The sequence below is a fragment of the Micrococcus luteus genome (genome assembly GCF_022664405.1).
GTDB lineage: Bacteria > Actinomycetota > Actinomycetes > Actinomycetales > Micrococcaceae > Micrococcus > Micrococcus luteus.
The window spans coordinates 1-23,403 of record NZ_JAKRLB010000022.1; the positions used below are offsets into that span (position 1 = coordinate 1).

Below are 23,403 nucleotides of genomic sequence, written 5' to 3' on the forward strand. Positions count from 1 at the left end.
GCTCGGCGTGAGGCCCTGGCGGTGTGGGTGAACCACTACAACTACCATCGGCCTCATACCTCCTGCGGGGACGCCCCTCCGGCCTCGTTGGCCCCGGCCCGAGTCAACAACGTCATGACCTCTTACACCTAGGATGGTCGCACCCCGCCCGCCGCCCGTCAGGAGGCACTCCCCCGTGGACCCGTTCTGGATCGCGCTCGCTCTCACGACGTTCGCCGGGCTGGCCACGGTGCTGGGCGGCGTCCTGGCGATCGTCGGACGCGAGCCCTCGGGCCGCGGGCTGGGGGCCGCCCTCGGCCTCGCCGCGGGCGTCATGCTCGCGGTCTCCTTCCTGGAGATGCTGCCGGCCTCCGTCGAGGGGCTGGGCGGGGCGGTCGGCCCCGCGGCGACCGCCGTCGCGGTGGCCGCCCTGACCCTCGGCGCAGGCGCCTACGTGCTGCTCGAGCGCGCCGTCCCCGACCCCGTCTCGGAGATGCCGGACGACGTCGACGACCAGGCCGGCCTGGACCGGCGGCGGATGCTGCGCCTGGGCACGGTGACGGCCCTGGCGATCGGCCTGCACAATCTGCCGGAGGGCTTCGTCACCTTCGCCGGCGCTCTGCAGGATCCGTCGGTGGGCCTCGCGCTGGCCGTCGCGATGGCCGTGCACAACGTGCCGGAGGGCGTGGCCGTGGCCGTGCCCGTGCGGCAGGCCACCGGGTCGCGGCGCAAGGCCTTCGCGTGGGCCGCGTTCACGGGGATCGCGGAGCCGCTGGGCGCGCTGATCGGCTGGCTGCTGCTGGCCCCGTTCCTCACGCCCGCGCTCGTGGCCGCCGTCTTCGCGGCCGTGGCGGGCGTGATGGTGACCGTGAGCCTCGACGCGCTGCTGCCCGCCGCCCGGGCGGCCGGGGGCCGCGCCGCGGCGCTGGGCGGCGTGCTGCTGGGCGTGGCCGCGATGGCCCTCTCACTGGACCTGCTCTCCTGAGCGCCGGGGGGCCGGTCAGTTCACGAGGGCCGGCTGCAGGACCGCCTCGGCCTCGCGCACCTCGCCGTCGGCGGTGCGCCACTGGACGGTGATCCGGTCCCCCACGTTGTGGTCGTTGACCAGGCGGGACATCCGGGAGGCGTTGTCGCCGACGGGCCGCCCCTCGATCTCGAGGATGACATCGCCCTCGACCAGGCCGATCTGCTCGGCCGCCGAGCCCGCGTCCACCTGCATGACCACGACGCCGACGTCGGGATCCGCGCCGACCATGATGCCCAGGGCGCCGTCCGCGCCGATGCTCACGGTGTCCGTCTCCTCGCCCGAGAGGACCTGATCCACCACGTCGAAGGCCACCTCCAGCGGGATCGCGAAGCCGTCCACCTCGTCTGCGGTGGTCCCGTCGCTGGCCGCCACGGTCACGCCGACCACCTGGCCGGCGTCGTCCACCACCGGGCCGCCGGAGTAGCCGGGCACGACGTCCGCGTCCGTCTGGATCAGGCCGGACAGGCGCGCGTACTGATCGGTGCCCTCGGCCGCGGCCATGATCGAGCGGTCCGTGCCGAGCACGGTGCCGCGCACGGCCGTCAGATAGCCCTGGCCCCCGCCGTTGCCGACGGCGGCCACCTGGTCCCCGCGCCGCATCGGGTCCAGCGAGACGCTGGCCACCGGCAGGTCTGAGACGCCCTCGACGTCGAGCACCGCGATGTCGTGCTCGGCATCGCGCCCGAGCACCGTGGCCGTGTGCCGCGCGCCGGTGTCCGCGACCACCACGTGCACCTCAGAGGAGTCCTCGACCACGTGGTAGTTGGTCACCGCCAGCCCGTCCGGGGAGAGCACCATGCCGGTCCCCGTGCCGGTGCGGGCGCCGAGGGCGGTCTCCACGAGGAGGATGCCCGGGGCGTCCGCGACCGGCTGGCCCGGGTCCAGGGACGAGCCGTCGTGGGCCGATGCGGACCAGTCCACCGTCACGCCGTCGTGGATGTGGGTCAGGCCCGCCGCGAGCGCGCCCGCCTCCCGGGCGGGGGCCTCGGCGGCGGGCACGGTCGGGGTGGAGTCCGCGGCGACGTCGACCATCCGGCCGGCGAGGAGCGCGGTGAGGCCCCCGGCCAGGACCAGCGCCCCGAGTACGCCGAACAGCGCGATGACAAACGCCAGGGGCGAGCGTCGTGCGCGCGGCGGCCAGCCCGGCGGCGTCACGCTCAGCCCCGGGCGGCCGCCAAGGCGGCCTCGTAGTCCGGCTCCTCGGAGATCTCGGGGACGAGCTGGGCATGACGGACCACGCCGTCGGCATCGACCACGACGACGGCGCGGGCCAGCAGGCCCTCGAGCGGACCGTCGGTCATGCGCACGCCGTAGTCGTCGCCGAACGACGAGCGGAACACAGAGCCGCTGCGGACGTGGTCGATGCCCTCGACCGAGCAGAAGCGCGCGGCGGCGAACGGCAGGTCCGCGGACACGGCCACGACGGTGGTGTCCCCGAGGTCCGCGACGCGGGAGTCGAACTCGCGGACGGAGGCGGCGCACACGCCGGTGTCCAGGGACGGGAAGATGTTCAGGATCACGCGACGGCCGCGCAGCTCCCGCAGGGTCACCGGGGACAGGTCCGCCCCGGTGAGGGTGAAGTCGGGGGCGGGGGCACCCACCTGGGGCAGCCCACCGACGGTGTGGACGGGGGTGCTCTTCATGTGGGTCGTCGCCATGGGGACAGCCTAGGATGGGCGCGGCCGGACGGGAGCGCCCCGCGCCCTGCTCGGCGGACGGCGAACACGGAGGGACCGACCATGACCGAGCCCATGACGTCCAACGTCACCGACACGGCGCTGCTGTTCGAGGGCGGGGGGATGCGCGCCGCGCTCACCTCGGCCGTGGTGGCGGAGCTGCTGCGCGAGCGGATCCACGTGGACTTCGTGGCCGGCATCTCGGCGGGCTCGTCCAACGCCGTGAACTACCTGTCCCGCGACCCGGCCCGTGCGCGGCGCTCGTTCGTGGACTTCGCCGACGATCCTCGGTTCGGCAACTGGCTGAGCTTCCTGCGCGGCAAGGGCCTCTTCAACGCCGAGTACATCTATGAGCACGCCGGCCTGCCCGAGGCGGACCTGCCCTACGACTTCGCCGCGTTCCGCGCGAACCCCGCCCGGCTCGTCCTGGGCGGGTTCGACGCCGCGAGCGGCGAGACCCGCTGGTGGGACCGCTCCGACATGACCACCCTGACCGACCTGATGGTCCGCGTCCGCGCGTCGTCCACGATGCCGGTCCTCATGCCCCCGGTGCATGCCGAGGGCACCGTGTTCGTGGACGGCGCCCTCGGCGTGGACGGCGGGATCCCCCTGACCGCGGCGGAGGACGCGGGGTTCAAGAAGGTCCTCGTGGTCCTGACCCGGGAGCGCGGGTACGTGAAACGGCCCGAACGGTTCCCCTCGTTCTACCAGCGCACCTTCCGGCGCTACCCCGCCGTCGCGGACGCCCTGCTCACGCGCTGGCGCCGGTACAACGCGACCCGCGAGCGCCTGTTCGAGATGGAGCGGCAGGGACGGGCCTATCTGTTCGCGCCCGAGACCATGCCCATCGCCAACGGCGAGCGGTCCGTGGCCAAGCTGGCCGCCGCCCACGAGCTCGGCCTGGACCAGGTGCGCCGCGAGATGCCGGCGATCCGCGCGTTCCTGGGGCTGCCGGCGTCCCGTTGAGCCGCGCCTGATCCGATCGGCGGGTCAGGCCTCGGCGCGGGCGGCCGAGTCCGGCAGGCCGAACACCGAGTCGAACGCGTAGGCGTACACCGCGGCGTAGACGAGGAAGAACACGAGCAGGCCGGCCTCGATGAGGAACGCCTCCCCCAGCCCGACGCCGAGGATCAGCGCCACCGCGGGCACGAGGAACACGATCAGCCCGCCCTCGAAGCCGACGGCGTGGGCCACGCGCACCCACCAGGGCCGGCCCGTGATCCCGAGGCGGCGTTCGAGGGTCTCGAACACCGAGTTGAACACGATGTTCCACAGCAGGGCCACGGTCGAGGACACGACCGCCACGGCGAGCGAGGGCCCACCGCCGTTGCCGAGCGCCGCCAGGATCACGGTGGTGAAGAGGATGGCGAGCAGCTCGAAGACCACCGCGTAGACCACGCGGCGCAGCAGGGGCGTCCGGAACACGCGGCGGCGCACGAGGGCGTCCCGGCCCCCCGGGCCCCGCGGCACGTCGAAGGGCGGCGTCGACGCGGGGTCGACGCCCGGGCGGGCGCGGCGGGTCTCGGACACGGCGCCCAGCCTAGGGCCGGGGCCGCGGGGCGCCGAATCCGGCGGAACCGGCCGCCCGCCGTCGTCGTGCCTCGGCCACGGGGCGGGCGCGCCTTCACCGCGCCCCGGCCGCCTGCCTAGAGTTCGAGGCATGAAGCTCACCGATGACCTGCTGCAGAAGTTCAACGACCAGATCACCCTCGAGTTCGAGGCGTCCATGGTCTACCGCCAGCTCGCGATCGCCGCCGACGACCTGGACCTGTCCGGGATGGCCTCGTGGCTGCGGCACCAGGCGGACGAGGAGATCGTCCACGCGAACAAGTTCATCGACCACGTCGCCGACCGGGACAGCTTCCCGACGATCGGCGCCATCCCGGCCCCGCCCGTGCAGGCCGGCCTGTCGGCCCTGGAGATCTTCCGGGCCGCGCTCGCGCACGAGCAGAAGGTCTCCGAGGCGATCCGCGAGCTGTACCGGGCCACCGAGTCCGCGGGCGACCTCAACTCGCGCCCGCTGCTGAACTGGTTCCTGGACGAGCAGATCGAGGAGGAGGCCACCGTCTCCGAGATCGTGGGCCAGCTCGAGCTCGTCGGCGACGACGGCTCGGGCCTGCTCCGCATCGACGGCCGCCTGGGCTCCCGTCCTGTGGAGACCACCGAGAACGACGCCTGAGCCCACCGGCGGCCTCGTCGGCCGCGCGCGCACCGGCCCGGTCCCCCACGGGGCCGGGCCGGTGCGTGTCCGTCCTCGCCGCTATGCTCAACCTGCGCCCTGCCCGCGCACCGGCGCGCCCGTCGGACCCACCCCAGGAGGAACCATGGTCGGACTCGTAGCCCTGCTCGACGACGTCGCCGCCCTCGCCCGCCTCGCCGCCGCGAGCGTGGACGACGTGGCCGCAGGGGCGGGACGCGCCGCGGCCAAGGCGGCGGGTGTGGTGGTCGACGACGCCGCGGTGACCCCGCAGTACATGGCCGGCGCAGCCGCGGCCCGCGAGCTGCCGATGATCTGGCGGATCACCAAGGGCTCCCTGCGCAACAAGCTCGTGTTCATCCTGCCCGCCCTGCTGCTGCTCGACTGGCTCGCCCCCTGGATCCTGCCGTGGCTGCTGCTGGCCGGCGGCACCTACCTGTCCTATGAGGGCGCGCACAAGGTGTGGGGCAAGCTCACCGGCCACGGGCATGCCGACGACGAGGAGCCCGCCGTCGAGCGGGGTCCGGAGGCCGAGGACACCGTGGTGCGCGGGGCCATCACCACGGACTTCATCCTGTCCCTGGAGATCATGGTCATCTCCATGAACGAGGTGGCCGACCTGGGCTTCTGGATGCAGGCGGCGGTCCTGGCGGTGGTGGCCGTCCTCATCACCGTGGGCGTGTATGGGGCCGTGGGGCTGATCGTGAAGATGGACGACGTCGGCCTGCACCTGCACCAGAACGCCTCGACCTCCGGCGGCCGCTCGTTCGGCGCCGGGCTGGTCAAGGCCATGCCGCACGTGCTGCGCGTGGTGACCGTCATCGGCACCGTGGCGATGCTCTGGGTGGGCGGCCACATCGCCCTCGTGGAGCTGGACGCACTGGGCGTGCCGTGGCCCTACGCCGTGCAGCACGGGATCGTCGAGCCCGTCACACACGCCGCCGGCGCGTTCCTCGGCTGGCTCACGGAGACTGCGACGTCGGCTGTGTGGGGCCTGCTCTGGGGCTCGGTCGCGCTCGGGGTGGTCCTGCTCGTCGGACGCCTGCGCGGGAAGAAGGCCGCGCCCGCCCACTGATGCGGCGGCTGACGGGTCTACTCCCACCCGCGCCCGACGCCGAGGCCCGCAGACGCGCCGCTACGCACGGAACGTAGCGGCGCGTCTGCGGGCCTCGGCGCTGTCTCCGTCTCCCGACGGGCCCCGTCAGTCGGCGGTGAGGAAGGTGCGCACCGCGGAGACGAAGGCCTCGGGCTGGTCGGCGTGCAGCCAGTGGCCGGCGTCACGGACGGTCACGCGCACGACGCGCGGGAACAGCTCCTTCATCCGCGGCACGTCCTCGTCCTGGACGTAGTCCGACTCGGCGCCGGCCAGCCACAGGACCGGATGGTCGAACACGCGCGCCGGGTCCTCGGGGACCACCGGGTCCGGGAACGAGCCGATCTCCCGCAGGTGCTCGAAGAGCATGGCCACGTTGGGCTGCCACGCGAAGTGGCCGGCCGCGCGCCGCAGGTTCTGCAGCAGGAAGCCGCGCACCCGCGCGTCGTGGACGTGCTCGGCCATGGCCGCGTCGGCCTCGGCCCGCGAGTCGTACGCGTCCAGGTCCATGCGCAGCATGGTGCCCAGCAGGTGCACGAACTCGTCCGTGGCCTGCGGTGAGAGCCGCGGGGAGATGTCCTCCACGATCAGCCGGTCCACGAGCTCCGGGTGCCGCAGGGCGAGCACCATCGCGACCTTGCCGCCCATCGAGTGGCCCAGCAGGTGGACCGGCCCGTCGGCGGCGAGACCGCCCCGCAGGTGGGCAGCCACCCGGTCCGCGATCTCGCGGTAGTCCACCCGGTCCGTCCAGGGCGAGGCGCCGTGGTCCGGCAGATCGATCAGCTCCACCGTGAAGTCGTCCCCCAGCTCCTTGGCCGGGCCGGTGAAGTTCCGGCCGCGGCCCATGAGGCCATGCAGGAACGCGACGCGGCGCGAGCCCTCCCCGATGCGGGTGGAGGCCAGGGGTGCGTCGGACAGGGCGGAGGCGGCGGTCGTGTTCACCCGACTCAGGCTAGCGCGGGACCGGACCGGCGCCTCCCCCGACTTCCAGTCATCTTGACCCTCTGAGATGGGCGGGAACAGTGTCATACTGACCAGAACAGCCCCGCCAGTCCACTCCGGGAGGTCCCATGCCCGTCGCTGAGGCCCGCGTCAGCGTCGCCGTGTCCACGGCCGTCTTCGGCGTGCGCCCGGACCCGCACGGCGTGCCCCGCCTCTGCGTCGCCCTCGTCCCGCGGATGCGCGAGCCGTTCCTGGACCGGTGGGCGCTGCCGGGCGCGTGGCTCGGCGCGGACGAGGAGCTGGCCGACGTCGCCGCACGCGTGGCCGCCGAGTGCGTGCCCGGTCCCGTCCGTCGCCTCGAGCAGCTGGCGGCGTTCGGCGCCGTGGACCGTTCCCCCACCGGACGCGTCCTCACGGTGGCCCACTGGGCGCTCAGCCCCGTCCTGGACGACGACGGCGCCGCCCCGGCGTCCCGCCCGGACCCGGACGTGGCCGGGCTGCCCATCGGGGTCCATGTGCGCTGGCACCGGGCCGACGCGCCGCCCGCGCTGGCGTTCGACCACGCCCAGATCCTGGCGGCGGCCGTGGCGCGTCTGCGCGCGGACCTGCCGCGAGCCGGCGTCGGGCACGCGCTGCTGGGGCCCTCCTTCACCCTTGCCGAGCTGCGCGCCGTGCACGAGGCCGTCCTCGGCCGCGGCCTCGACGCCGCCAACTTCCGCCGCGCCACCCTCGCCGCCGGGGCCCTCGAGGAGACCGGCGAGGTCCGCGGCGGCACCCCGCACCGCCCGCCCAAGCTCTACCGCTACCGGCCCGCCGGGCCCGGGACCGACCCCGATCCCGCCGGGCCGGACGCCCGCCGCTGACCCACCAGCCCCGACCCAGGAGTCACCCATGACCACCCCGACCGGGACCACCGCCTCGGTGGCCCGCACCCTGACCCTGATCGACAAGGACGCCGCGCGCGGCTCCTCGTGCTCCCCCGACCTGACCCGCGGCCCCTGGGCGTTCGACGCCGGCCTGCCCGCCTACGGCCCCGGCGCATCGCAGGACGACGCCGTCCCGGCCGACGCCCCCGTGCAGGGCCGCATCCCCGAGGAGTACCAGCGGGCCTCCGACGAGGAGCTCCACGCCCGGATCAGCGCGGCGCGGCAGACGCTCGGCGAACGCGTCGTCGTGCTGGGCCACTTCTACCAGCGCGACGAGGTCGTCCAGCACGGCGACTTCGTGGGCGACTCCTTCCAGCTCGCGCGGGCCTCCCAGGGCCGGCCCGAGGCGGAGGCGATCGTGTTCTGCGGCGTGCACTTCATGGCGGAGACCGCGGACCTTCTCTCCACCCCGGACCAGGCCGTCATCCTGCCCAACCTCGCCGCCGGCTGCTCCATGGCGGACATGGCCGACCTGGACTCGGTCGAGGACGCGTGGGAGCAGCTCGAGGCGGTCTACGGCACCGAGCCGGACGACGACGGGCGCGTGCCCCTGCTGCCCGTGACCTACATGAACTCCTCCGCGGCCCTCAAGGGCTTCGTCGGCGAGCGCGGCGGCATCGTGTGCACGTCCTCCAACGCCTCGGCCGTGCTGGACTGGGCGTTCGAGCGTGCCCAACGCGTCCTGTTCTTCCCGGACCAGCACCTGGGCCGGAACACGGGCCGCGCCAGGGGGATCCCACTCGAGCAGATGCCGACGTGGAACCCCCGCCTGCCGCTGGGCGGGAACTCCGAGGACGCCCTGCGGGACGCGAAGGTCCTGCTGTGGCACGGCTTCTGCTCGGTGCACCGCCGCTTCACCGTGGCGCAGATCGAGCAGGCCCGCGCCGAGCACCCGGACGTCCAGGTGATCGTGCACCCCGAGTGCCCCCTGCCCGTGGTGGAGGCCGCGGACTCCTCCGGGTCCACCGACTTCATCGTCAAGGCGATCCAGGCGGCGCCGGCCGGCTCGACCTTCGCGATCGGCACCGAGATCAACCTCGTGCAGCGCCTGGCCGCCCAGCACCCCGAGCACACGATCTTCTGCCTCGACCCCGTGATCTGCCCGTGCTCCACCATGTACCGCATCCACCCCGGCTACCTCGCGTGGGTGCTCGAGGAGCTCGTGGCCGGCCGCGTGGTCAACCGGATCACCGTGCCCGCGTCCGTCGCCGACCCGGCCCGCACCGCGCTCGAGCGGATGCTGGCCGTCGCGCCGAAGCAGTCGGCCGCGCAGTCCGCCGGGGCCGGGACGTGACCCCGGCCGACCGCGCCCCGGCGACGCCGGCCCCGCAGCCGGACGTGGAGCGGATCGTGGCCGCCGCGCTCGCCGAGGACGCGCCCTGGGGTGATGTCTCCTCGGAGGCCTTCGTCCCGGAGCAGGCCCGGATCACCGCGCGCGTGGTGGCCCGCGAGCCCGGGGTGCTCTCCGGCACGAACGCCCTCGAGGCCGCCTTCCGGCTCGTCGACCCGGCCGTGTCCGTCACCCTGCACCTGACCGACGGCGCCGACCTGTCCCCCGGCGCCGTCGTCGCCGAGGTCGCGGGCCCCGCCCGCTCGGTGCTGCGCGCCGAGCGCGTGGCGCTGAACCTCGTCCAACGGCAGTCCGGGATCGCCACGACGACGGCCGCCCACGTGGCCGCCGCGCGCGCCGGCGGCGGGCACGCGCGGGTGGTGGACACCCGCAAGACCACCCCGGGTCTGCGCGTGCTCGAACGGCAGGCGGTGCGGGACGGAGGCGGGCACAACCACCGCTTCAGCCTCTCGGATGCCGTGATGCTCAAGGACAACCACCTGGCCGCGCTGGGGTTCGGCGGTGCCGGCGACCCGGGCGAGGCCCTCACCGCGGCCCTGCGCGCCGGGATGGCCCGCCTGCCGCACACCACCCACGTGGAGGTGGAGGTCGACCGGCTCGAGCAGATCCCGGCGGTGCTCGCCGCCGGGGTCGACACGATCATGCTGGACAACTTCTCGCCGGCCGAGCTGCGGGCCGGCGTCGAGCTCGTGGCGGGCCGCGCCGTCGTCGAGGCCTCCGGCGGGGTGAGCCTCGAGACGATCGGGGCGATCGCGGCCACGGGCGTGGACGTGATCTCGGTGGGAGCACTGACCCATACCGTCCAGTCCCTGGACCTGGGCCTGGACGCCGTGGTCGAGGAGGGCTCGCCGCGCCGATGAGCACCACCCTCGACCTGGACCACGCGGCCACCGCGCCCGTCCGGCGCAGCGCGCTGGAGGCGATGTGGCCCGCCCTCACCGGCGTCTACGGCAACCCGTCCTCGGCGCACGAGGCCGGCCGGGCGGCGGCGGCCCTGCTCGAGGACGCCCGCGCGCGGGTGGCCCGCGCGATCGGCGCCCGGGCCGGGCAGGTCGTGTTCACCTCGGGCGGCACGGAGGCCGACGCGCTCGCCGTGCTCGGCACGGTGCGCGCCCGGATCCTCGCCGGACGCCCGGCGGGCCACGTGCTGACCACGGGGATCGAGCACAGCGCGGTGCGGCAGTCCTGTGACCAGCTGGCCCGGCTGCACGGCGTCGAGGTCGAGCACCTCGCGCTGGACCGTGACGGTTTGACCTCGGCGGACGACCTCGCCGCCCGCCTGCGCCCGGACACCGCGCTGGTCAGCGTGCACCTGGCCCACAACGAGGTGGGCACGGTGCAGCCGGTGGCCGAGCTGGCCGCCGTCGCCCGGGAGGCGGGCGTGCCGCTGCACGTGGACGCGGTGCAGGCCGCGGGGCAGATCCCGGTGGACGTGCGCGCCCTCGGGGCGGATCTCGTGGCGCTGTCCGGGCACAAGGTCGGCGGGCCCAAGGGGGTCGGCGCGCTGTGGGTGCGCCCGGGTCACGCCCTGGAACCGCTCGTGCCCGGTGGCGGCCAGGAGCGGGGCCGGCGGTCCGGGACGCAGAACGTGGCCGGTGCCGCCGGGTTCGCGGCGGCCTTCGAGGAGGCCGAGGCGGAGCGCACCGCGGCCGCGGACGCGTGGTCCGGGCTGCGGGACCGGTTCGCGGCGCGCGTGCTCGACGGCGTCCGGGCGCTCGTGCCCGACGCGCGGCTGACCGGCCATCCCGCGCGGCGGCTGCCGCGTCACGCCTCGTTCGTGCTGCCCGGCGTGAACGGCGAGTCGGTGCTGGAGGAGGCGGCCCGCCGGGGCGTGCTGGCCTCGGCGGGGTCCGCGTGCTCGGCCCACGACGCCGAGCCGTCCCCGGCCCTGCTCGCGCTGGGCCTCAGCGAGGACGAGGCCCGCACGGCCCTGCGCTGCACGTTCGGCCCGGACGCCGACGCCCCGCTGCTCGACGCCGCGGCGGACGCGATCGTCGACGCCGTCCGGACGGTCACCGCCCTGCGCTGAGCGGCCCCGGGCCGGTCGACCCCGATGCCGCCGGGGGCCGGCGTCGGACGTTCACCCGGGGGTCAGCCCGAGGCCACATGTCCCTCGCCTGCGTGCCCCACCCTGGCCCCGTGAAGCAGACCACCGCACCCCTGTCCCACTCCGCCTCCCGCCGTTCGGTGCTCGCCGCGGCGTCCGCCGCCGTACTCGCCCCCGCCGCCCTCGCCGGCCCCGCCGCCGCCCGTCCGGCCCGCCACACCCCCGGTGGCCTGGTCGCGTCCCGTCTGACGCTGCCGTCCGGCGTCGCCACCGGCGACGTCACCTCGAACTCGGCCGTGCTGTGGGCGCGCTCGTCCGGCCGTTCGCGCCTGCACGCCACGCTGCGCGCGGTCGACGAGGACGGGAAGGTGCTGCGCGGCCGCTTCGCCCGCGGGCTGACCCTGCGCTCCGGCTGGGTCGACGGGGCCACCGACCACACCGCGAAGATCCTCGCGGACACGCTGCCCTCCGACACCCGCTTCGAGGTGACGTACGCGTTCGAGGACGAGGCCGGCCGCCTGGGCGAGTCGGCCGTGGCCCGCTTCACGACGGCGCCCGGCGCGCGGTTCGGCCGGAAGACCTCCGCCGCCCAGTCCTTCGTGTGGACCGCGGACACCGCGGGGCAGGGCTACGGCATCAACCCGGAGATCGGCGGCATGCGCGGCTACGCGGCGATGCACGCCACGATGCCCGACTTCTTCCTGCACTCCGGCGACACGATCTACGCGGACAACCCCATCCCGGAGACCCTCGAGGTGGCCGGCGAGCCCACCTGGCGCAACCTCGTCACGGAGGAGACGTCCAAGGTCGCCGAGACGCTGAACGAGTTCCGCGGCCGCCACCGCTACAACATGATGGACGACAACCTCCGCGCCCTGTACGCGGACGTCCCCGTCATCGCCCAGTGGGACGACCACGAGACGACCAACAACTGGTGGCCGGGTGAGGTCCTCGAAGACCCGCGCTACACCCAGGTCCGTGACGTGGACACGCTGGCCGCCCGCGCCCGCCGCGCGTGGCAGGAGTACATGCCGATCGCCGACTCCACAGCCCTGCGCCGCGGCTCGGGCTTCGAGCCCGCCCGCATCTACCGCAGGATCCCCCGCGGCGCGACCCTCGACGTGTTCGCCCTGGACATGCGCACCCACAAGGGCGAGAACACCCCGGGGCTCGAGACCCACGAGACCCCGATCCTGGGCGACGAGCAGCTGCAGTGGCTCATCCGTGGGCTGCGCGCGTCGACCGCCACGTGGAAGGTCATCGCCAACGACCTGCCTCTGGGCCTGATCGTCCCCGACGGCACGGGGCAGGAGTCCCTGTCCAACGGCGACGACGGCGCCCCGCTGGGCCGCGAGCTGGAGATCGCCCGCCTCCTGAAGGCGATCAAGGACCACGGCGTGAAGAACGTCGTGTTCCTCACCGGCGACGTCCACTACTGCGCGGCGCACCACTACTCCCCCGACCGCGCGGCGTTCACCGACTTCGAGCCGTTCTGGGAGTTCGTGGCCGGCCCCATCAACGCCGGATCGTTCGGCCCGAACACGCTGGACGGCACCTTCGGCCCGCGCCTGGACTTCGAGGCGCACGGGCCGGTCATGGGCTCGCCGCGCTCCGGCGAGCACCAGTACTTCGGCCACGTCGAGATCCCCGAGGACGGCCGCGAGTTCCGGGTGCGTCTGATCAACGCCGCCGGCCGGACGGTCTACTCGCGCACGCTGACGGCGGCCTGATCCGCCGTGCCACGCGGCGGGTGACCGTCAGTCGGTGATCAGGCCCTCCTCGCGGAGCCAGTCCCACGCGACCTGGGTGGGCTCCTCGCCGTCGACGTCCACCCGGGCGTTCAGGCGCGCGGCCGTCGCGTTGTCCAGGCGCGCGGTCACGGGCGCCAGCAGGTCGGCGATCTCGGGGTGCTCGGCCAGGACCTCCTCGCGCACGATGGGGGCCGCGTTGTACTTCGGGAAGAAGCTCAGCGGGTCCTGCAGGGTCGTCAGGTCCAGCGCGGCGATCCGCCCGTCCGTGGCGTACGCCTCCCCGAAGGTGCACGACCCGTCCGCCACCGCGGCGAACACCGCCCCGATGTCCATCTGGCGCAGCCGGGATCCGGTGGGCCGTTCGATCCCGTAGGCCTCGAGCATGGGCAGGAACCCGTCGTTGCGGGCGGCGAATTCGGCGCTCACGCAGAAGGACTGGTCCTCCGTGGGGAGGTCCTTGATGTCCGCCAGGGTCTCCAGGCCGAGCTCCTCCGCCCGGTCCTGGCGCACGGAGAAGGTGTAGGTGTTGTCGAGTTCGGCCGGCGGCAGCCACACCAGGCCCTGCTGCGCGTCCTCGTCCCGGACCGCGGCCCACTGCGCCTGGGCGTCCGGGATCGGATCGGTGTGGCCCAGGTACGTGATCCAGGCCGTCCCCGTGTAGTCCCACTCGACGTCCACGACGCCTGCGACCTGGGCCTGGCGCGCACTGAGCGAACCCGGCATGTTGGTCAGATCCTCGACGTCGGCCCCCGCGGAGCGCAGCAGGATCGCGGTGATCTTGCCGAGCACGACGCCCTCGTTGAAGTTCTTGGAGCCCACCGCCACGTGGGCGCCCTCGAGGTCGATCCCGGCGACGTCGCCGGCGGGCGTGCCCGAGGGCAGGTAGCCGCCGGCGGTGCTCAGCCCGCACCCGGACAGGACCAGGGAGGCCGCCAGGCCGAGCGCGGCGAGCGCGGCACGAGCGGGGGTCCGGCCGCGGCGGCGGGACGGGGTGGTCGCGCGCGGGGTGGTCATGCGAGCCCCCTCGGCGTGGCCAGCGTCTCGACGAGGCGGCCGATCCACTCGATCATCAGGGCGAGGGCGGCCACGAGGATCGCCCCCGAGACGAGCAGCGGGAAACGGAACAGGACGATCCCGGTCTGGATGAGCAGGCCGAGGCCGCCGGCGTCGATGAACGTCGCGAACGCCCCGGTACCCACCAGCAGCACCAGGGCGGTCCGCAGACCCGCCATGATCACGGGCAGGGCCAAGGGCAGCTCCACCCGGAGCAGGGTCTGCAGCGGCGACATGCCCATGCCGCGGGCCGCCTCGACGACGGTGGGGTCGACGCCCCGCAGCCCGGCCAGCGTGTTGGCCAGCACGGGCAGGAACGCGTAGAGGGACAGGGCCAGGACGGCGACCCGGAAGCCGAACCCCCACGCCATGGCGAGCAGGACGATCACACCGATCACGGGAGCGGCCTGGCCGGCGTTGGCCAGCCCCATGGCGACGGGGGTGAACCGCCGGGCGGCGGGGCGGCTCAGCAGCACGCCGAGCGGGACGGCCGTCGCCACGACCAGAACGGTGGACACGCCGACGAGGGCCAGGTGCTCGGCGGTGAGGCGCAGGACGGTGGGCCAGGTCAGCAGCCGGGCCTCGACGTCGTCGAGGGCGGCTCCGCGCACCCAGACGGTCCACCCGATCAGCAGGGCGGCCACCAGCAGCGGCAGGCCGATCAGGAGCAGGCGGTCCTCGGCGGAGGCCGCACGCAGCCGGGCGATCACGGCCGAGCCTGCTCGTCGCCGGCGCGGGCGTGCGCGCGCAGTGTCGGATAGTCGAGCAGACCGATGACCGTGCCATCACGGACCACGGCGATCTCCTCCGCCGGGGCCGTGACCAGCACGGCGAGGGCCTCGCTGATCGGGGTGGCCGCGTCGAGCACGGGCCCGCCCGGCAGCGTGCCCGTCGGGTGCTGTGCGATCGGGCGCAGCGGCAGCGAGTCGACCGACCGCAGCCCCAGCCGCTTGAGCCCCGCCCCCGACCCCACGAAGTCGGCCACGAACTCGGTGGCCGGCCGCGCCAGGACCTCTTCGGGGGTGGCGTACTGGGCCACGTGCGCGCCGGGTTCGAGCACCAGGATCCGGTCGCCCAGGAGCACGGCCTCGTCCACGTCGTGGGTGACCATCACGATGGTCTTGCCCACCCTGGCCTGGATGTCGAGCATCTCCTTCTGCAGGCGCTGGCGGGTGAGGGGGTCCACGGCGCCGAAGGGCTCGTCCATGAGCAGCACGGGTGGATCCGCCGCGAGGCCCCGCGCCACGCCGACGCGCTGCTGCTGTCCGCCGGACAGCTCGCGCGGGAAACGGTCCCGGTAGATCGCCGGGTCCAGGCCGACCAGGTCGAGCAGCTCGTCCACGCGGTCGGCGATGCGCCGGCGGTCCCACTTGAGCAGGCGCGGCACCAGGCCGACGTTCTCGGCGACGGACAGGTGGGGCATCATCCCGCCACCCTGCACGACGTAGCCGATCTGACGGCGCAGCCGGGTGGGGTCGCGGCGTGTGATGTCCTCCCCACCGATCAGGATCCGCCCGGAGGTGGGCTCGATGAGGCGGTTGATCATCTTCAGCGAGGTGGTCTTGCCGCAGCCGGACGGGCCGACGAACACCACGGTCTCCCCCGCGGGGATGATGAGGTCCAGGGCGTCCACGGCGGGACGGTCCTGCCCCGGAAAGAGCTTCGTCAGGGACTCGAGACGGATCTCGGCCCCGGCGTCACGGTCGGTGCTCATGCGCGCAGTCCCTTCGAGATGGTGAGCCGGCCGAGCAGCACGAGCAGCCCGTCCAGGACGAGGGCGACGACGACGATGCCGAGGGTGCCCACGAGGGCGTAGTTCAACGCGTTGGCGCCGCCCAGGGAGACCAGCCCCGTGAAGATGTACGAGCCCAGTCCGGGCCCCAGGACGTAGGCCGCGACCGCGGCCACGCCCATGCCGAGCTGGCCCGCGACCCGGATGCCGGTGAGGATCACGGGCCAGGCCAGCGGGAGACGCACCCGGGTGAACAGCGCCACCGGCCCCATGCCCATCCCCCGGGCGGCCTCCAGCACCTCCGGGTCCACGCCGCGCAGACCCACGAGCGCGTTGCGGAGGATGGGCAGCAGGGCATAGAAGACCACCACCACGACGGCGGGGACGGTCCCGATGCCCACCAGGGGGATCAGGACGCCGATGAGCGCGAAGGAGGGCAGGGTCAGCCCGACGGCCGTGAAGGCGTTCGCGATCGGGGTCAGGGCCTTGATCCGCGTGGCGATCACGGCCAGCGCGATGGCGAGCACGGTGGCGATGGCCAGCGCCTGCAGCACGAGCCACCCGTGCTGCCACGCCCGGAAGAGGATGTCGGGCCAGCGTGAGGCGAGGAACTCGCTCATGCGGCCTCCACGCCGGCAGCGCGCCCCTGGGCGGCCCGGGCGTCTGCGGGGCGGGGCAGGACCGTCATCGTCGTCTCCTTCGGTCCGGGTGGGTCGGGCGTGCTCTTGCACGCTCCCCGAGACGGTGGCGCTCCCTGTGTTCTGCGCCACGACGGGGGTCGCCGGCACCGCCACGGATGGCCTACCGACCGGGCGACGGGCAGGACGGCCTGCGCTAGCGTGTCGGCCATGTCTCGCTCCCACTCCGACGCCCTCGACGCGTCCGGCACCGACTCCGGGGGCGCCGTCGCCGCGCCCCGCCGCCGCGTCGGCCTGCTGCCCCGCATCCTCCTCGCGATCGTGGCCGGCGTCCTCGTCGGCCTGGTCGCGCCGACCTGGCTCGTGCAGGCCTTCGCCACCTTCAACGGGCTGTTCTCGAACTTCCTGGGCTTCATCGTCCCGGTGCTGATCCTGGCGCTCGTCGCCCCCGCCATCGGCGACATCGGCCGGGGCGCGGGGAAGCTGCTGGCCCTGACCGGCGGCATCGCCTACGGCTCCACCCTGCTCGGCGGCTTCGGCGCCCTGCTGTTCTGCCTGCTCGTCTTCCCGCTGATCCTCACGCCCGGGTCCTTCGAGGCGATGGCCAACCCCGAGGACGCGCTGCTCGGCCCGCTGTTCGAGGTGCAGATGGACCCGCCCTTCGGCGTGATGACGGCCCTGCTGCTCGCGTTCGTGCTCGGCATCGGCCTGACGATGCTGCCGCGCGGCGCCCTCCACGAGAGCTTCGACCAGCTGCGATCGATCATCGAGCGGGTCGTCATGGGCCTGATCGTGCCGCTGCTGCCCGTCTACATCTTCGGCGTGTTCCTGAACATGACCGCCGCCGGCGAGGTCTTCGAGGTCATCACCACGTTCCTCGGCGTGATCCTGCTGGTCTTCGGCCTCACCGTGGTGCTGCTGCTCGTCCAGTACGTCGTCGCGGGCGCGATCACGGGCCGCAACCCGTTCACGGCCCTGAAGACGATGCTGCCGGCCTACGCGACGGCCCTGGGCACCTCGTCTTCGGCGGCGACCATCCCGGTGACCCTGCGCCAGACCCTGCTGCTCGGCGTGCGCCGGCCGATCGCCTCGTTCGTCGTGCCGCTGTGCGCGACGATCCACCTGGCCGGCTCCACGGTGAAGATCGTCTCGTTCTCCATCGCGGTGCTGTTCCTCTCGGGCCAGTCGATCGACGTCCCGGTGTTCGTGGGCTTCATCTTCATGCTGGGCGTCACCATGGTCGCGGCGCCCGGCGTGCCCGGCGGCGCGATCGTGGCGGCCTCGGGCCTGCTGTCCTCGATGCTCGGCTTCACCGAGCCGCAGGTCGCGCTCATGGTCGCCACGTACATCGCCATCGACTCCTTCGGCACCGCCACCAACGTGACCGGCGACGCCGCCATCGCGATGATCGTCGACAAGATCGCCGGAGACCGTCTCATCGAGGACTCCGAGGACGAGGGCCTGGAGCGCCTCGACGACGAGGAGGCCGCCACCGGCGCCGACGCCGGCTGACCCGCCCCGCACACACCACGGCCCCCTCCCTGTCAGAAGCTCCGGGAGGGGGCCGTCGTCGGGACGGGCGGTGTCAGCCGCGCAGGTCCCGCTCGGCCTCGGCGCGCACCGCGCGCCGCTGCCCCGGGGAGCGCACGACGACGTCGCTCATCTGCTCGAGCGTCTTGCCCTTGGTCTCGGGCACGAAGGCCGCCACGAAGGCCAGGGACAGCGCCGCCATGACCGCGTACAGGCCGTAGGCGAGGGTCAGGCCGATGTCCGCCAACCACGGGAACGTGGTGAAGACGGTGAAGTTCGCCGCCCACTGCGCGGCGGCGGCCACGGCGAGCGCGCCGGCGCGGATGCGGTTCGGGAACATCTCGCCCAGCAGCACCCAGACCAGCGGCCCCCAGGTGGCGCCGAAGAACACCACGAAGGCGTTCGCGGCCACCAGCGCCACCGTGGACCACGGCTGCGGCAGGGACACGGACTCGGCGCCGCCCGTCTGCGCGAAGGAGAAGGCCAGTGCCATCAGGCCGAGGCTGACCGTCATGCCGGCGGAGCCGGCGATCAGCATGGGGCGACGGCCGACGCGGTCCACCAGGGCGATCGCGATGAAGGTCACGGCGATGTTCGTGACCGAGGTGATCACGGTGACCGTGAGGGCGTCCGACTCCCCGAAGCCCACCGAACGCCACAGGGTGGTGGAGTAGTAGAAGATCACGTTGATGCCCACGGCCTGCTGGAAGACCGAGAGCAGGATGCCGATCCACACGATCGGCTGCAGGCCCGCCGCCGGTCCGCGCAGGTCCGCCAGCGACTCGCGGCGCTCCGAGTCCAGCGAGCGCCGGATGTCCTCGATCATCAGGTTCACCCGGTCCACACCGGTGAACTCGTGCAGGACCTCGGCCGCCTCGTCCGTGCGGCCGCGGGCGACCAGGTAGCGCGGGGACTCCGGCAGCTTCAGGGCGAACAGGCCGTACAGCACCGCCGGGACGGCCTCGGCCAGGAACATCCAGCGCCAGGCGTCGACGCCGAGCCAGAACGGCTGCGCCGCTCCCCCGGCCATCGTCGCGAAGAGCGCGCCCGTGAGGAGCGCGGCGAAGATGCCCAGGACGATCGCCAGCTGCTGGAGCGAGCCGAGGCGACCGCGCACATGGGCCGGGCTGACCTCCGCGATGTACGCCGGAGCGATCACGGACGCGGCGCCCACGCCCAGGCCGCCGACCATGCGCCAGACGATCAGGTCGACCACGCCGAACGCCAGACCCGAGCCGATGGCAGAGACCAGGAACAGCATCGCGGCGATCACCATCACGGGCACGCGGCCGCGGCGGTTGGCGATCGGCCCGGCGAACCAGGCGCCGAGTGCGCAGCCGATCAGCGCCGAGGAGACGGCGAAACCCGTGAGACCGGCGCCGAGGCCGAACTCCCCGGCGAGGCGTCCACGGCGCCGTTGATGACAGAGGTGTCGAAGCCGAACAGGAAACCGCCGAGCGCGGCGGCGACCGAGATGCCGACCACCTTGGCGTTGAGGCGAGACGTCGCGGCGCCGCCGGACCGGGTCGCTGTCATGGTGGGTCCTCTCTGGGTGGCGCCCGACGGCCCGCTGCGCCCGCCGTGGTCGCCGCCGTGCCGGGAGGTCTGCCGCACAGGGCTGCGGCAGACGGCGCCTCGGGTCACGGGGCAGAATGAGGGCCATGTTCGTCGTCCTGGGCCCCGCCCCCGCCTCCGTCGGCAGCCCCGGCGCCTGGTGGGCCCTGGACGGGGAAGGCGACGGCGCCTCTCCCCTGGGATCCTGCGCCGCCGGGTCCGTGGCCGGGCTCGTGGCCGGTCTGCCCGCCCGCCTGGGCGTGGACCCGAGCACGGTCCGCTGGGTGCTCGCCGACGTCGGGACGGAGTACGCCGCCTGGCTGGTGGCGGGGGTGCGGGTGGATCGGTGCTGGGACCTGGCCCTCGTCCAGCGGATCCTGCGGCACGCGGCAACGGCGCCGGGCAGCGGGGTGCGTTACACGCCCGTGGCGCAGCTCGAGGTCGCCGACCCGACGGAGCCCGAGCGCCCGGCGCGGGTGCCCGCCGGTCAGGAGTCCTTCTTCGACCTGCCGGACGAGGCCGGCCCCGCTCTGGACGTCACCGTGCTCGCGGCGGAGCTGGCCGCGCAGCGGGCGGCCGTCGAGGGCTCGGCCCACCCCCACCGGCTGCGGCTGCTCGCGGCGGCGGAGTCGCAGGGCGCACTCGTGGCCGCAGAGATCCGGGCGGCGGGTCTGCCGTGGGACCGGGGCGTGCACGAGGCGCTCCTCGCCGAGCAGCTCGGCCCCCGGCCTGCACCGGGCGAGCGTCCCGCCCGCCTGCAGGCCCTGGCCGAACGCATCGCCGACGTCCTGGGCTCCCCCGGGCTGAGCCCCGACTCGCAGCCCAGCCTGCTGCGGGCGCTGCAGACGGCAGGCGTGGCCGTGGAGTCCACGCGGCAGTGGGACCTGAAGCACTGGATCGACGCCGGCGGCGCGGAACGCGAGGCGCGGGCCGCGCTGCTCGCGCCGCTGCTGGAGTACAAGGCCCTGGCCCGGCTGTGGACGGCCAATGGCTGGCACTGGCTGGACCAGTGGATCGGCGACGACGGCCGGTTCCACGCCGCCTACCTGGTCGGCGGCGTGGTGACCGGGCGGTGGGCCGCCCACGGCGGTGGGGCCATGCAGATCCCAGCCGGGGTACGCGACGCCGTCCGCGCAGACCCCGGGTGGACGCTGACCGTGGCCGACGCCTCCCAGGTGGAGCCGCGCATCCTCGCCGCGATGGCCGCCGACGAGGCGCTGGCCCGTGCCGGGACCACGCCCGACCTGTACCGGGAGGTCGCGGAGCAGGGCCGGGCGGCCGGCACCGCGCTGGCCGACCGCGGGCGCGCGAAGATCGCCCTGCTGGGTGCGATGTACGGCTCGACGACGGGCGACTCCGCGGCGCTCATGCCGCACCTGCGCCGGCTCTACCCCCGAGCGATCGGCCTGCTCGAGCGGGCGGCCACCGTCGGCGAGGGCGGCGGCCAGGTGTCCACGTGGCTGGGCCGCTGGTCCCCCGCACCGGGGCGGAAGTGGCAGGAGTCCGTGTCCGACGTCGGCACCCAGGCCGCCGAGTCCGCGGCCCGGCGACGGCGGCGCTCCCAGGGCCGCTTCACCCGGAACTTCGTGGTGCAGGGCACCGCGGCCGAGTGGGCGCTGTGCTGGATGGGCGAGATCCGCCGTCGACTGCGGTCGGCCGGCATGCGCACGGAACTCGTGTTCTTCGTCCACGACGAGGTCGTCCTGCACGGCCCGGCCACGGAGTCCGAGGCCGTGCGGACGGTCGTGGCGGAGTCCGCGAGCGCCGCCGGCCGCCTGCTGTTCGGTCCCGCCCCCGTGGACTTCCCGCTCACCGTCTCCAGCGTGGGGTCGTACGCGGACGCGAAGTGAGCGACGGGGCGGCAGGGCGACGGTCGCGGTCATGGCCTCCGTGCGCCGCACCGGGCCGAGGACCCTCGGACCTGGCACGATGCGGGACGAGGGCCGATCCTGGAGAGCGCCCGAGACACCCTTGTGAAGGAGACCGCATGCCCGTCGCCCCGCGTCCGTCCGACGGCGCCGCGTCCTCGGTCTTCACCCCGCACCAGCAGCGCATCCTCGCGGTGCTCCTCATCCCGATCTTCATGTCCCTGCTGGCCGTGTCCAGCATCAACGTGGCCCTGCCCGCCCTGCAGCGGGGCCTGGACGCCAGCGACGCGGAGCTGCAGTGGGCCATCTCCGGCTACACCCTCGTGTTCGGCATGGTGCTCGTGCCGGCGGGCCGGGCGGGTGACCTCTTCGGCCGCCGCCGGCTGTTCCTGGTGGGCCTCGGCGTGTTCGCGCTCGGTGCGCTCCTGTCCGGCCTGGCGCCCACGGGCGTCCTGCTCGTGCTCGCGCGCTTGGTCATGGGCGTGGGCGCGGGCCTGCTCAACCCGCAGGTCACCGGCTTCATCCAGGGCGAGTTCTCCGGCGCCTCCCGCGCCCGGGCGTTCGGGGCGCTCGGCGCCGTCGTCGGGGTGTCCGTGGCGGTGGGGCCGCTGCTCAGCGGCGGGCTCATCGCGTGGCTCGGCGGCGACCTCGGCTGGCGCGCGACCTTCCTGGTGAACGTGCCGATCGCCCTCGGCGCCCTCGTCGTGGCCCGCCACTGGCTGCCACGCACCGCCCCCGAGCGGGCGCGGCGCCCGGACCTGGACCCGGTCGGCGTCGTCCTGCTGGCCGGCGCCCTCGTGGCCGTCATGCTCCCGTTCCTGGACCGTGAGCTCGGGCCGTGGCGGTTCGTGCTCGTGCCCGTCGGCATCGGCCTGGCCGCCCTCTGGACACGCTGGGAGGCCCGCTACGCCCGACGGGGCCGCGCCCCGATGGTGGACCTGCGCCTGTTCCAGACCCGCAGCTTCGCGTGCGGCGCCCTGCTGATCGCCATCTACTTCACCGGCTCGACCAGCATGTTCGTCGTGATCGCCATGTTCATGCAGAACGGGCTGGGCTACCCGGCGCTGCACGCCGCGCTCATCGGCCTGCCTTCGGCGGTCATGTCGAGCGTGATGTCCACCGTGGCCGGGCGCGTGGTGCTGCGCACGGGCCGGAAGATCGTCGTCCTCGGCATCGCGCTGGCGCTGCTCGCCGTCGTGGGCTCCATCGGGGTGGCGTGGGCCAACCGGGAGTTCGGCCTGAGTCCGTGGTGGCTGCTGCTCACCCTCGCCATCTTGGGTGCCGGGCAGGGGCTGGTGGTCTCCCCCAACCAGACCCTCAGCCTGGCCGAGGTCCCGCCGCGGCACTCCGGCACGGCCGGCGGCGTCCTGCAGACCGGCCAGCGCGTCGGCACGGCCGTCGGCACCGCCGTGATCGTGGGGGTGTTCCTGGGCGTCGCCTCCGGTGCCGACTGGGACGGGGCGTTCATGGCCGCCTTCGCGCTGGTGGCCGGGTGCATGGCCCTCGCGCTCCTCGTCGCACTCGCGGACCTGCGCGGACCACGGACGGCGGCCCCCCGTGGCTGAGCCCCGCCCCGGCGACGTGCGCGTCACCCCCGGCCCCGGCGCACCCCGCGGGCTGATCATCCCCGCGGGCGAACTCGTCGAACGCTTCTCCCACGCCTCCGGCCCGGGCGGTCAGGGCGTGAACACGGCGGACTCGCGGGTCCAGCTCAGCCTGGACCTGGCGGCCACCTCCGCCCTCGACGACGTCCAGCGCGCCCGCGTCCTCGCGCGGCTGGCGCCCCGGCTGGCCGGGACGGTCCTCACCGTCAGCGTGGCGGAGCACCGGGCCCAGTGGCGCAACCGGGTGGCCGCCCGCGAGCGGCTCGCGGCGCTGCTGCGCGAGGCCCTGGCCCCGCCGACGCCGCGGCGGGCCACGACGCCGACGCGCGGCTCCCGGCGGCGCCGCCTGGAGGCCAAACGCCGTCGCTCCGAGGTGAAGCGCACGCGCCGCCGCCCCGGCCTCGACTGAGGCCGCTCGCCCGCCGGCCGCGCGGG

General features: G+C 74.3%; 22 protein-coding genes and 1 pseudogene. 14 read left to right on the forward strand and 9 right to left on the reverse strand.

The features are described from left to right. Both MF605_RS09815 and zupT read left to right on the forward strand, forming a co-directional pair. Positions 1 to 132, forward strand: a 132-nt coding sequence (locus MF605_RS09815) for an integrase core domain-containing protein (protein ID WP_141843713.1), incomplete at its 5' end; no start/stop codon positions are given. A 43-nt stretch (positions 133 to 175) separates the two neighbouring features. Then, positions 176 to 964 carry a zinc transporter ZupT gene (gene zupT / locus MF605_RS09820; protein WP_134416712.1) on the forward strand — a complete coding sequence of 263 codons (789 nt, stop codon included), beginning with the start codon at positions 176 to 178 and terminating at the stop codon, positions 962 to 964. Between the two features lie 15 nt (positions 965 to 979). On the opposite strand, the gene MF605_RS09825 is transcribed toward zupT, so the two are convergent. Beyond that, positions 980 to 2,161, reverse strand: coding sequence for a S1C family serine protease (locus MF605_RS09825; RefSeq protein ID WP_134416714.1), 1,182 nt, complete (start codon positions 2,159 to 2,161; stop codon positions 980 to 982). A 2-nt stretch (positions 2,162 to 2,163) separates the two neighbouring features. Beyond that, complete coding sequence (gene tpx / locus MF605_RS09830; RefSeq protein ID WP_049147477.1) at positions 2,164 to 2,664, reverse strand: thiol peroxidase; 501 nt, start codon at positions 2,662 to 2,664, stop codon at positions 2,164 to 2,166. 81 nt (positions 2,665 to 2,745) lie between these two features. Here tpx and MF605_RS09835 point away from each other — a divergent pair, with 81 nt between their 5' ends. Beyond that, positions 2,746 to 3,648 (forward strand): patatin-like phospholipase family protein, encoded by a 903-nt coding sequence (locus tag MF605_RS09835; RefSeq protein WP_134416716.1) that lies wholly within the window; start codon positions 2,746 to 2,748, stop codon positions 3,646 to 3,648. A 24-nt stretch (positions 3,649 to 3,672) separates the two neighbouring features. Here the strand turns inward: MF605_RS09835 and MF605_RS09840 are convergent, their stop codons facing one another. Continuing rightward, positions 3,673 to 4,212, reverse strand: coding sequence for a PACE efflux transporter (locus MF605_RS09840; protein ID WP_236601267.1), 540 nt, complete (start codon positions 4,210 to 4,212; stop codon positions 3,673 to 3,675). A 130-nt stretch (positions 4,213 to 4,342) separates the two neighbouring features. Between MF605_RS09840 and MF605_RS09845 the strand changes: the two genes are divergently transcribed. Together MF605_RS09845 and MF605_RS09850 are read left to right on the forward strand one after the other, a co-directional pair. Next, on the forward strand, positions 4,343 to 4,861 hold the full coding sequence (locus MF605_RS09845) for a ferritin (protein WP_134416718.1): 519 nt from the start codon (positions 4,343 to 4,345) through the stop codon (positions 4,859 to 4,861). 145 nt (positions 4,862 to 5,006) lie between these two features. Continuing rightward, a complete protein-coding gene (locus MF605_RS09850; protein ID WP_041105414.1) occupies positions 5,007 to 5,954 on the forward strand; it encodes a DUF808 domain-containing protein in 948 nt (315 codons plus the stop codon). Between the two features lie 126 nt (positions 5,955 to 6,080). On the opposite strand, the gene MF605_RS09855 is transcribed toward MF605_RS09850, so the two are convergent. Further along, entirely contained in the window at positions 6,081 to 6,914 is an 834-nt protein-coding gene (locus tag MF605_RS09855) for an alpha/beta fold hydrolase (protein ID WP_041104952.1), read from the reverse strand. Positions 6,915 to 7,042: 128 nt separating this feature from the next. Here MF605_RS09855 and MF605_RS09860 point away from each other — a divergent pair, with 128 nt between their 5' ends. The 5 genes from MF605_RS09860 to MF605_RS09880 all read left to right on the forward strand — a co-directional run bounded on the left by MF605_RS09860 (position 7,043) and on the right by MF605_RS09880 (position 12,968). Continuing rightward, entirely contained in the window at positions 7,043 to 7,777 is a 735-nt protein-coding gene (locus MF605_RS09860) for an NUDIX hydrolase (protein ID WP_041104954.1), read from the forward strand. Between the two features lie 28 nt (positions 7,778 to 7,805). Next, positions 7,806 to 9,134, forward strand: coding sequence for a quinolinate synthase NadA (gene nadA, locus MF605_RS09865; protein ID WP_061867051.1), 1,329 nt, complete (start codon positions 7,806 to 7,808; stop codon positions 9,132 to 9,134). Then, a complete protein-coding gene (gene nadC / locus MF605_RS09870; protein WP_041104958.1) occupies positions 9,131 to 10,051 on the forward strand; it encodes a carboxylating nicotinate-nucleotide diphosphorylase in 921 nt (306 codons plus the stop codon). Before nadA ends, nadC begins: the two co-directional genes overlap by 4 nt. After that, on the forward strand, positions 10,048 to 11,220 hold the full coding sequence (locus tag MF605_RS09875) for a cysteine desulfurase family protein (protein ID WP_041104960.1): 1,173 nt from the start codon (positions 10,048 to 10,050) through the stop codon (positions 11,218 to 11,220). Before nadC ends, MF605_RS09875 begins: the two co-directional genes overlap by 4 nt. Before the next feature lie 110 nt (positions 11,221 to 11,330). Next, positions 11,331 to 12,968, forward strand: a complete 1,638-nt coding sequence (locus MF605_RS09880; protein ID WP_052520106.1) for an alkaline phosphatase D family protein — start codon at positions 11,331 to 11,333, stop codon at positions 12,966 to 12,968. A 27-nt stretch (positions 12,969 to 12,995) separates the two neighbouring features. Here the strand turns inward: MF605_RS09880 and MF605_RS09885 are convergent, their stop codons facing one another. Genes MF605_RS09885 through MF605_RS09900 form a run of 4 tightly spaced genes read right to left on the reverse strand, consistent with a single transcriptional unit; the run spans position 12,996 to position 16,394 of the window. Beyond that, positions 12,996 to 14,003, reverse strand: coding sequence for a glycine betaine ABC transporter substrate-binding protein (locus MF605_RS09885; protein WP_134416720.1), 1,008 nt, complete (start codon positions 14,001 to 14,003; stop codon positions 12,996 to 12,998). Beyond that, entirely contained in the window at positions 14,000 to 14,752 is a 753-nt protein-coding gene (locus tag MF605_RS09890) for an ABC transporter permease (protein WP_036316433.1), read from the reverse strand. Before MF605_RS09890 ends, MF605_RS09885 begins: the two co-directional genes overlap by 4 nt. Beyond that, positions 14,749 to 15,756: an ABC transporter ATP-binding protein gene (locus MF605_RS09895; RefSeq protein ID WP_134416722.1), complete on the reverse strand. Its 1,008-nt coding sequence runs from the start codon at positions 15,754 to 15,756 to the stop codon at positions 14,749 to 14,751. The genes MF605_RS09890 and MF605_RS09895 overlap by 4 nt, the downstream gene beginning before the upstream one ends. Continuing rightward, positions 15,753 to 16,394, reverse strand: coding sequence for an ABC transporter permease (locus tag MF605_RS09900; protein WP_002855197.1), 642 nt, complete (start codon positions 16,392 to 16,394; stop codon positions 15,753 to 15,755). The genes MF605_RS09895 and MF605_RS09900 overlap by 4 nt, the downstream gene beginning before the upstream one ends. 228 nt (positions 16,395 to 16,622) lie before the next feature. Here MF605_RS09900 and MF605_RS09905 point away from each other — a divergent pair, with 228 nt between their 5' ends. Next, a complete protein-coding gene (locus MF605_RS09905) occupies positions 16,623 to 17,924 on the forward strand; it encodes a dicarboxylate/amino acid:cation symporter (protein WP_134416724.1) in 1,302 nt (433 codons plus the stop codon). 73 nt (positions 17,925 to 17,997) lie between these two features. On the opposite strand, the pseudogene MF605_RS09910 reads toward MF605_RS09905, so the two are convergent. Further along, positions 17,998 to 19,478: pseudogene (locus tag MF605_RS09910) on the reverse strand (sugar porter family MFS transporter). A gap of 125 nt (positions 19,479 to 19,603) precedes the next feature. Here MF605_RS09910 and MF605_RS09915 point away from each other — a divergent pair. The 3 genes from MF605_RS09915 to arfB all read left to right on the forward strand — a co-directional run bounded on the left by MF605_RS09915 (position 19,604) and on the right by arfB (position 23,377). After that, a complete protein-coding gene (locus tag MF605_RS09915; RefSeq protein WP_134416726.1) occupies positions 19,604 to 21,346 on the forward strand; it encodes a bifunctional 3'-5' exonuclease/DNA polymerase in 1,743 nt (580 codons plus the stop codon). A gap of 137 nt (positions 21,347 to 21,483) precedes the next feature. Further along, positions 21,484 to 22,929, forward strand: a complete 1,446-nt coding sequence (locus MF605_RS09920; protein ID WP_134416728.1) for an MFS transporter — start codon at positions 21,484 to 21,486, stop codon at positions 22,927 to 22,929. Beyond that, complete coding sequence (gene arfB, locus MF605_RS09925; RefSeq protein WP_036316421.1) at positions 22,922 to 23,377, forward strand: alternative ribosome rescue aminoacyl-tRNA hydrolase ArfB; 456 nt, start codon at positions 22,922 to 22,924, stop codon at positions 23,375 to 23,377. The genes MF605_RS09920 and arfB overlap by 8 nt, the downstream gene beginning before the upstream one ends. Positions 23,378 to 23,403 lie beyond the last annotated feature (26 nt).